This window comes from Microcoleus sp. S28C3, from assembly GCF_036700785.1.
GTDB classification, from domain to species: Bacteria; Cyanobacteriota; Cyanobacteriia; order Cyanobacteriales; family Microcoleaceae; genus Microcoleus; species Microcoleus asticus.
Genome location: NZ_JAUBPO010000181.1, coordinates 1 through 8,113, shown reverse-complemented (window position 1 = coordinate 8,113; position 8,113 = coordinate 1). Strand labels below are relative to the sequence as shown.

The 8,113-nt window shown below is 45.2% G+C and carries 7 protein-coding genes and 1 pseudogene; 6 read left to right on the top strand and 2 right to left on the bottom strand.

The window, feature by feature from the left end; translation table 11 throughout:
- Nucleotides 1-183: 183 nt before the first annotated feature.
- The gene (locus tag QUA13_RS30565; protein WP_333204609.1) at nt 184-1,833 is read right to left on the bottom strand and encodes an NAD(P)H-hydrate dehydratase; all 1,650 of its coding nucleotides are present in this window, start codon (nt 1,831-1,833) and stop codon (nt 184-186) included.
- 114 nt (nt 1,834-1,947) lie between these two features.
- Here QUA13_RS30565 and mnmA point away from each other — a divergent pair, with 114 nt between their 5' ends.
- Entirely contained in the window at nt 1,948-3,036 is a 1,089-nt protein-coding gene (gene mnmA / locus QUA13_RS30560) for a tRNA 2-thiouridine(34) synthase MnmA (protein ID WP_333204606.1), read from the top strand.
- 178 nt (nt 3,037-3,214) lie between these two features.
- Here the strand turns inward: mnmA and QUA13_RS30555 are convergent, their stop codons facing one another.
- Nucleotides 3,215-3,796 (bottom strand): hypothetical protein, encoded by a 582-nt coding sequence (locus tag QUA13_RS30555; RefSeq protein ID WP_333188803.1) that lies wholly within the window; start codon nt 3,794-3,796, stop codon nt 3,215-3,217.
- 528 nt (nt 3,797-4,324) lie between these two features.
- On the opposite strand from QUA13_RS30555, the gene QUA13_RS30550 reads away from it, so the two are divergent.
- The 5 genes and pseudogenes from QUA13_RS30550 to QUA13_RS30530 all read left to right on the top strand — a co-directional run bounded on the left by QUA13_RS30550 (nt 4,325) and on the right by QUA13_RS30530 (nt 7,882).
- Nucleotides 4,325-4,744 (top strand): hypothetical protein, encoded by a 420-nt coding sequence (locus QUA13_RS30550; protein ID WP_333204604.1) that lies wholly within the window; start codon nt 4,325-4,327, stop codon nt 4,742-4,744.
- Between the two features lie 243 nt (nt 4,745-4,987).
- A pseudogene (locus QUA13_RS30545) lies at nt 4,988-5,314 on the top strand (PP2C family protein-serine/threonine phosphatase); the annotation flags it as partial.
- A 73-nt stretch (nt 5,315-5,387) separates the two neighbouring features.
- Nucleotides 5,388-5,966: a DUF6272 family protein gene (locus QUA13_RS30540; RefSeq protein WP_172189632.1), complete on the top strand. Its 579-nt coding sequence runs from the start codon at nt 5,388-5,390 to the stop codon at nt 5,964-5,966.
- A gap of 46 nt (nt 5,967-6,012) precedes the next feature.
- Nucleotides 6,013-6,357: a slr1659 superfamily regulator gene (locus tag QUA13_RS30535; protein ID WP_333204601.1), complete on the top strand. Its 345-nt coding sequence runs from the start codon at nt 6,013-6,015 to the stop codon at nt 6,355-6,357.
- Between the two features lie 70 nt (nt 6,358-6,427).
- Nucleotides 6,428-7,882: an adenylate/guanylate cyclase domain-containing protein gene (locus tag QUA13_RS30530; RefSeq protein WP_333204599.1), complete on the top strand. Its 1,455-nt coding sequence runs from the start codon at nt 6,428-6,430 to the stop codon at nt 7,880-7,882.
- The last annotated feature ends 231 nt before the right edge of the window (nt 7,883-8,113 follow it).

The following is an 8,113-nucleotide window of genomic DNA, read 5'->3' as shown; positions in this document are numbered from 1 at the left end:
TTTTATGTATGACTGTACTTTAAGCCTTGGATAGCTTTCCTCGCCACTCACCCCAAAAAACTGTCCGGACTGTTGTTATGAGGACTTCCGTCGTCACTACAAACCAACGGGTAAGGTGCGCGGTGGGTACACAAAATACAAAGGTGCGCGGTGCGCACCCTACCAACTCCTGTTGATTGTTTACTAAGAAAATTCTCGCAAAGCTGGAATTAAATACTGTGTCAAAGTAAAGGCATCTACTCCTAATTCCGTCCGTTCTTTGGCTGCCATGATTCCGGCTTGAGCGTGCCACCAAACTGCTGTTGCAGCAACTGATTCGGCGGGGGATTTGCGGGCGATCGCAGTTGCTAATAGTCCCCCTAACAAGCCTGTGAGAACATCGCCGCTGCCGCCTCTGGCGAGGGCTGGGGTGCTTTCGGGATTGAGGTAGGTGATGGTACGTGAAGCGCAGCTATCCCGTAGGGAATCGCCCTCATCCTTCAAACTTATGCAAACTCTGGCTCCTTTGAGCAATATCGTTGCACCGCAAAGCTCAGCCGCTGCTTGAGTTGCCGCAATTCGATCGTCGCCGGTTTCGTCGGCTAATTCGGGAAATAAACGCTTGAATTCCCCCGGGTGAGGCGTGATAATTGTCAGTGCTGAGCGTTCGGACAAAATCGGAACTGTGCCGAGTTGAGCGAGGATATTTAAACCGTCAGCATCTAAAACGAGAGGTCGATCGCTCTCCAGTACAGATTCTACAGCTATTGCCGCTTCCAATGTCAGACCTGGCCCTGCGGCGATCGCATCATAGGTGCCCAAATCAATTGCTACTGGCAACTCGCTAATTGCACCGCTTTGGGTTTCGGGACATCCTATAACTAATGCCTCTGGCAACTGACTGCTCAACATCGGTTTAATCGACTCAGGAACAGCGATTGACAGCATTCCGACACCGCTGGCTCTTGCTCCCAATGCAGACAAAATTGCGGCTCCGCTGTAGCGGCGGGAACCTGCAATAATTAGTAAGTGACCGTTGGTGTACTTGTGCGAAATTGGCGATCGGGGTAACGGCAAATGCTGAGTTGCCGATGCTTTTGTAATGCGTTGTATTGCTGGCGTTTCGCCCAATATTGCTGCAATATCTGCTGCGGGAATATCAAAATCAATTAATTCTGAAATGCCGATATATTCTAAGGCTCTGTCTTGCAGAAATGCCATTTTCCACAAGCCCAAACATAATGTATGTTTTGCCCTGATTGCCGTACCCAAAACTTCTCCGGTATCTGTATGAAGTCCCGAGGGAATGTCTATACTAAAAACGGGGATGTTTAAATTATTTATTTCGTCAATAGCTGCGCCTGTGGCGTTATTAATTTCTCGTTCTAATCCAAATCCAAATAAACCATCTACGAGCAAATCGCAGTTTTTCAGCGGTTCAATTTTGTCAACAAATGGAATATTTAAACAACGCGCATAATCAGCGTGATTTTTTGTTAGTTCTTTTAGTTTAGAAAACGGGCAGTAAATAACTACTTGGAACCCTTGAAAGTGCAATTCGCGGGCAACAACCAAAGCATCGCCGCCGTTGTGTCCCGGCCCAACCAATACGCCGATAACTGGCAATTGAGAATTGTCAATTTTTTTCCATTCTCCCCTATTCCTTCTATCCGTTACATCCGTTATACAATCTGTTGCCGAACTTCCTTCCCCCTTCAAAAGCTCCTGAATGCGCCTAGCAATCAGTCCCGCGACTTTTTCCATTAAAGCTGCGACTGGCATTCCAGCAGCAAAAATTCTGGTTTCTATTTGCCGCATTTGGTCGGCGGTGACAACAAATTTTTGAATAGTCATATTAGTGTTAAAATTTCAGCTAACAGCAGCAGTGGCAAGTTGTAGTATCTTTGTGGTATAATAAATTAGCTCGATCGAACTAACTCACAGTAAAATAGCAATTTCTCTCCAACCATGAACAAGATTGTTGTAGGCCTCTCCGGCGGGGTCGATAGTTCCGCAGCAGCCGCAATTTTACACCATCAGGGATATGAAGTGGTGGGTTTAACGCTGTGGTTGATGAAGGGCAAAGGTCAGTGCTGCTCTGAGGGAATGGTCGATGCAGCTAAAATTTGCGAAGATTTGGGCGTACCCCACCACATTGTTGACAGCCGCGAGGTCTTTCAGGCAAGTATTGTCGATTATTTGGTGGAAGGTTACAGTGCAGGAATTACGCCTCTGCCTTGTTCGCAGTGCAATAAAACTGTGAAGTTCGGCCCGATGCTCAAGTATGCTCGCGAAGAACTCGGAATTGAAAAAATTGCTACAGGGCACTACGCTCGGATTACTTACGATGCTGCTACTGGTCGCTATCAGTTGCTGCGGGCGATCGACCCTGCGAAAGATCAGTCTTATTTCTTGTACGATCTAACACAGGATTTGTTGGCGGGTACGGAGTTTCCTTTGGGGGGAATTACCAAGACGGAAACTCGCAGAATTGCGGCGGAATTTGGCTTGAAAACTGCTGATAAGCCGGAAAGTCAGGATTTGTGCTTAGTGGAAAGTAACGGTTCGATGCGGGCTTTTCTGGATAAGTACATTGCGCCGCAAAAGGGTGACATTGTGGACAAGTCAGGGCGGGTACTCGGACAGCACGACGGCGTGCACCACTACACCATCGGCCAGCGGAAGGGACTCGGGATTGCTGCACCGGAACCGCTGTACGTGATTGAACTCGATGCTGCTGGCAATCGGGTAGTTGTGGGCGATCGGCAGTTGGCGGTAGAATCTGAATGTACTGTCCAGAAAGTGAATTGGGTTTCTGTGGCTGCGCCGACGGCTCCGATTCGGGCTCAGGTACAGATTCGCTATCGATCGCACCCCGTCCCAGCGACTATAATTCCCCTGGAAACTGCGGGAGAAGAAAACGCCGGCGGTACAAGAGTTAAGTTAATTTTTGACGAACCGCAGTTGAGCGTTACCCCCGGACAAGCGGCTGTTTGGTATGACGGAGACGTGCTCTTGGGCGGCGGCATCATCGAAAGAAACCAACTCCCAAATTAAGGCAAGGGGCGGGCTAGAAGCCCCCCCCACAAGAAACCACCCACAAAAAAACTCACTCTTCGCTTCACAGGCATCTTGCCTGTTTGTGAGTCCCACCCACAAAAAAACTCACTCTTTGTGCAACAGGCATCTTGCCTGTTCCAAAAGGAAATTTATTTTTCATTTCACAGGGGTACATTTACCTAACTTTCTTTTCCAAGCGCAACACATTTCCCCTAGCATTAGTGCGGTAAACCCAAGTTTGCCTACCATCAGAAACCACAACCCGCCAACCTTTGACAATCATTTGACCGCAAATTTCATCAGCTTTTGCGAGTCCTAAACAAGTATTTGACCAACTTTGTCTGCTCGATTCAGTTACTTTCAACTTGTCAGCAGCAATGCCAGTGGAGCGCGACAAGTTTTGGCGAACTGCTGCTGCTACAGTTGCGGGCAATTGGTTCGGGGGATTTTGGCGCGTACCCTCGGCCAAATTGCCCGGTTCGGAAATTAGACTATTGAGTGCAAATACCGAATAGCTGATTTTTTGGGGCATCGCGGCAGCGGAAAATTGCTGCGCGATTTGCTGTGGTTGGCTTTCCAACAGGCTGAGGGAATGTTTGAGAGCGCCCGCGTTAGCTGCTGCGGTTTGTCTTAGCGCCGGATACATTTCCCAGGCCAGAATTCCTGTTAGCACCAAAGCCAATATTAAAGGATTGGGCTGCTTTTGGTCTCGGTTTTGATTGTTTTGAGAGTTATTTTTGGAGATTCGTTTCATCATATGCCTTCTGCCTCACTTTACACAATGCGCGATCGCTCCTGAACACTCAACTGCAGATACTGATTGAGACACTGTTGGTGGTGCTGTTGGTTCCTTTGTGCAGAACCGACTTGACTGCTGGTGCGGCCCAAGTATTTTCTACTCGCTGCGGGCACTTGTGTTTCAGGAAACTTGCACTACCCAGTTATTACTTAATTTTTACCCTTAGTCTGGGGGTATTAAGAAAAATTTATGCTTAAGTAAATATTCTTAAAAGCATCTAATTCTGCCCAAAAATTTGGGTACAAATGACTATTCATCGTTCCAAAACTGCTAAAGGTGTTTTAGACTGTGGGAGGCGAGCTGAGCCTAGGATATCACAGGGATGCCACAAAATTTGTTGCAACAGGACAAAAACGCATTAGAAATTAAATCAGCTATCGCTGATTAATTGTATTAGCATTGTGGTTTTCAAGAGCGATCGTCCCCGAAACTACTTTAGTAGCGATCGCTACTTTTTTAGTACAATATTGTTGAAATCTATCGACTATGAACAGAAAATCCCCGGGCATCCATTTAATGAATAGGCTGAGCTATCCTCAAAAATTTACCTTAATCGGTTTCATATTTGCAATACCGTTAACCTTGGTCATGTACCTGCTGATTTCGGAAATTAACAGCAGGGTTGATTTTTCCCCAAAAGAAATCTACGGAAATCAATACCTGCGCTGGCTGCGCCAGTGGAGGGAATACATACCGAAACTTCAACTCTTAAATTATCAGCCTTTAAATACAAATTTAAGCCTGCCAGATACGAGAGCTGATTTAGAAGCTAAGATGGACGCGAACTTTCAATCCCTGGTTAATACCGAGATCCAGCTCGGAAACCTATTAATTTGCATTCAAAGTTTACTAAAGTTTATCAAGATTGGCAAAACTTCAAACTTCGCCACAGTCAGTGGAGTTTAGAAAATTAAAATTTTGTATATCAACAATTAGCTGGCGACATTGATAGACTGAGCGCTCGCGTTTGCGATACTTCCAATCTGATTTCACAGCCACATTTGGATACCTATTATTTGATAAATGCTACTTTGCTAAAGCTTGCAGAGATGGAAAAAATCTTGTCAGAGATTAGGCTAATTTCTCAAAAAATTAGCCTGCATTCCGAGGCCAAACCAGAAGAAAGAGCGCAACTAATTACTCTTTCGAGCAGACGGTTCTGTAGAGCGATTTGATACGGTCGATTTGGGTTTCCCGATCGGGCAGGATGCAGATATTGCTGAATTTGTTGCTGAAAAAATTGTGCCGTTGCATTCAGGAGATGTGGTAGTGCTGTACACTGACGGGATTACGGAAGCTGAAAATATTGATAAAGTGCTTTATGCTTTAGATAGGTTAATTGAGGTAATAGAGATTAATTGGCAGCGTTCCGCTGCCGGAATCAGGCACGCTGTAATTAAGGACGTGCGATCGCACATCGGCGAACAAAAAGTTTTTGATGACTTCACATTGCTGGTACTCAAACAAAATAGTTAATTAAATCTCTCTTCTCAAGCTTAAAATATATACAGTAATGTTTCTCTTCTCAAACTTTACCTCTCACATCGATATGATTCAGACTTTCGGCGATTTCATCGAGCAGTCAGCTAGCCAAGAATACTTAATAATTGGCTTTTCTCCGAGTTCGATCCCCCTGAAGCAGCGGTGGCGGAACAACGGTTTGTCTGCGGATTTTCTGGCTGACTACTTGACGACTTTTTTTCCGGGAAATGAAGACGACCCCTCGACAATTGAAAGACAAGCTGAAATGAAAAGCGCCGTTAGCTACATTGCTAACGAGTTATTAGAAAATGCTATGAAGTTTAATGATGAAACCTCGGAGTACCCGATCGACATTAAACTGCAATTAGAGAGCGACAGAGTGATTTTCTCAGTTGCTAACAGTATCTCTCCGCAAGCTGTTGAAAAGTTTCAGGCTTACATTCAGCAATTGCTGGCTTCCGAGCCGAGCGAGCTTTACATTCAACAGTTGGAAAAAAATGCTGCTGACGAAAAATGTATCGATTCTGGATTGGGTTTGTTGACCATGCTCACCGATTATACCGCCAAAATTGGCTGGAAATTCCAGACCGTACAAAAAGACCCGGAAGTAATTGCGGTGACAACTATGGTGCAATTAACAGTATAAGCAACGCTGGCGATCGATAATATCTAAGGAAATTTTTTTTGCGACAATGGAAATTAAGACAGAAGATTACCGGATCTGTTACGATCCAGCAACGGCAACCGTGAGTTTTTTTGGCTCTCTCAGGCTGAGGGGGCCTGCGGAGTACGCACCGATAATGCAGTTTCTGGGCAAGGCAGCCGACGTGGAACAGACGAAAATAACCCTCAATTTGCAGCAGTTAGAATTTTTGAACAGTGGTGGCATCAATATGCTGTCGAAGTTTATTATCGAGGTGCGACAAAAAGCTCGGGTGCAAATGGCAGTACAAGGTTCTCAACGCATAGCTTGGCAAGGTAAATCTTTGAAGAATTTCCAGCGCCTGATGCCTGGTTTGCAGTTGGAATTACTATAGACACACGATTACTTTTAGGGTACGGGCTGTTGAGCAATTTTCTGTTAGTCGAGGCGCAAATTCTCAGGTTATGCTGGAAGAAGAACCATCTAGAGAACACCTACTTTTAGAGATAGAAAGATTGCGCCAGCAAGTGGAAGACTTGAAGGAGGAAAAAGCGGATCTGGAAATCTTGCTGGAAACTACTGCTGAACATTCAGATACGATTGAAACAGAGTTGCGCTATCGAGCATTGGAGGCGGTGCGGGAAGGCGAAATCAAGCTGGCTAAATTTCTGGAAGCGATTCCGATAGGCGTGGCCGTCCTCGATGCTCGAGGCAGACCTTACTACGTCAATCACGCCGGAAAGCAGTTATTCGGTAAAGGGGTTTTGCCGTTAAATGCAGTTGAGGATTTGTCAGAAAGTTATCAGATTTATATCGCGGGAACTGATACTATTTACCCTTACGAGAATTTGCCGATCGTCCGAGCTTTGAGGGGCGAAAGCGCGAAATCTGACGATCTGGAAATTCATCAACCCGATAAGAAAGTTTCCGTTGAGATTTTGGGAACGCCAATTTTTGATGAGGGTGGCAAAGTTGCTTTTGCGATCGCAGTTTTTCAAGATATCACGGAACGCAAACAATCTGAAGCTGAGCGCCATCTAAAATTGAATAAATCTCTAGAATCCCTAGCTGCCGAATTAGACTTAACTGATGCATACGGGCGATTTGTGCCACATCAATTTCTACATTTGTTGGGATATGAAAGTATTATAGATGTCAATTTAGGCGACCAAGTGCAGCAGGAAATGTCGGTACTGTTTGCGGATATTCGCGACTTCACGGCGCTTTCGGAAACTCTGACGCCGGAAGAAAATTTTAAATTTATCAATGCTTACCTTTCGCGAATGGAGCCTGCCATTACTAGCAATAACGGGTTTATTGACAAATACATCGGCGATGCAATTATGGCTCTGTTTAGCGACTGTGCAGATGATGCAGTTAAAGCGGGTATTGCAATGTTAAATACCCTAACTAATTACAACGAACACCGTCAAAAAGTCGGCTACATCCCAATTCAAATTGGCATTGGCATCAATTCTGGCTCTTTGATGCTGGGGACAGTCGGGGGTAAAAGCCGAATGGACAGCACTGTGATTAGCGATGCTGTTAATTTGGCATCTCGAATTGAAGGATTGACCAAAGATTACGGCGTACCTCTGTTAATTTCTCAGCAGACTTTGGAACGGTTGCGAAATCCGGCTGATTATGCTATTCGGATTGTGGATAAAGTACAAGTAAAAGGAAAATCTCAATATGTCGTAGTCTATGAGGTATTTGATGCCGATCCGCCAGAAATTAGGTCGGCTAAGCTAGCAAATTTGCCCGTATATACTGAAGCTATGTTACTGTGCGATCGCAAGGAATTCCGGGAAGCGGGAAAATTGTTTGAAGAGTGTTTGCGGAAAAATCCCAGCGATCCGGTAGCTCGTATTTACCTGAAACGTTGTCGGGATTGGCGATCGCTCCTCAAAGGAATTTAAAGCAAGTTATTAGTCATTAGTCATTAGTCATTAGTCATTAGTCAACACCTCGGACAGTTTTTGATTACCAACCGTAGAATGACGGTTTCAAGGCGATCGGTATCAGGGCAATCCTTGCCGAGGCAGAGGATATGGAAAAACCAAGAGTTTCAGCTTAGCGGGACTTAAACAAATTTTAAGCCCAAACAAAGCCTAAACTGGCTTTATAAGCGGAGAATACGTCCCAATTTT

What these genes read in the sequence shown, in the direction of transcription:
- QUA13_RS30565 (WP_333204609.1), bottom strand. Translation starts at nt 1,833, where the DNA reads ATGACTATTCAAAAATTTGTTGTCACCGCCGACCAAATGCGGCAAATA.
- mnmA (WP_333204606.1), top strand. Translation starts at nt 1,948, where the DNA reads ATGAACAAGATTGTTGTAGGCCTCTCCGGCGGGGTCGATAGTTCCGCA.
- QUA13_RS30555 (WP_333188803.1), bottom strand. Translation starts at nt 3,796, where the DNA reads ATGATGAAACGAATCTCCAAAAATAACTCTCAAAACAATCAAAACCGA.
- QUA13_RS30550 (WP_333204604.1), top strand. Translation starts at nt 4,325, where the DNA reads ATGAACAGAAAATCCCCGGGCATCCATTTAATGAATAGGCTGAGCTAT.
- QUA13_RS30540 (WP_172189632.1), top strand. Translation starts at nt 5,388, where the DNA reads ATGATTCAGACTTTCGGCGATTTCATCGAGCAGTCAGCTAGCCAAGAA.
- QUA13_RS30535 (WP_333204601.1), top strand. Translation starts at nt 6,013, where the DNA reads ATGGAAATTAAGACAGAAGATTACCGGATCTGTTACGATCCAGCAACG.
- QUA13_RS30530 (WP_333204599.1), top strand. Translation starts at nt 6,428, where the DNA reads ATGCTGGAAGAAGAACCATCTAGAGAACACCTACTTTTAGAGATAGAA.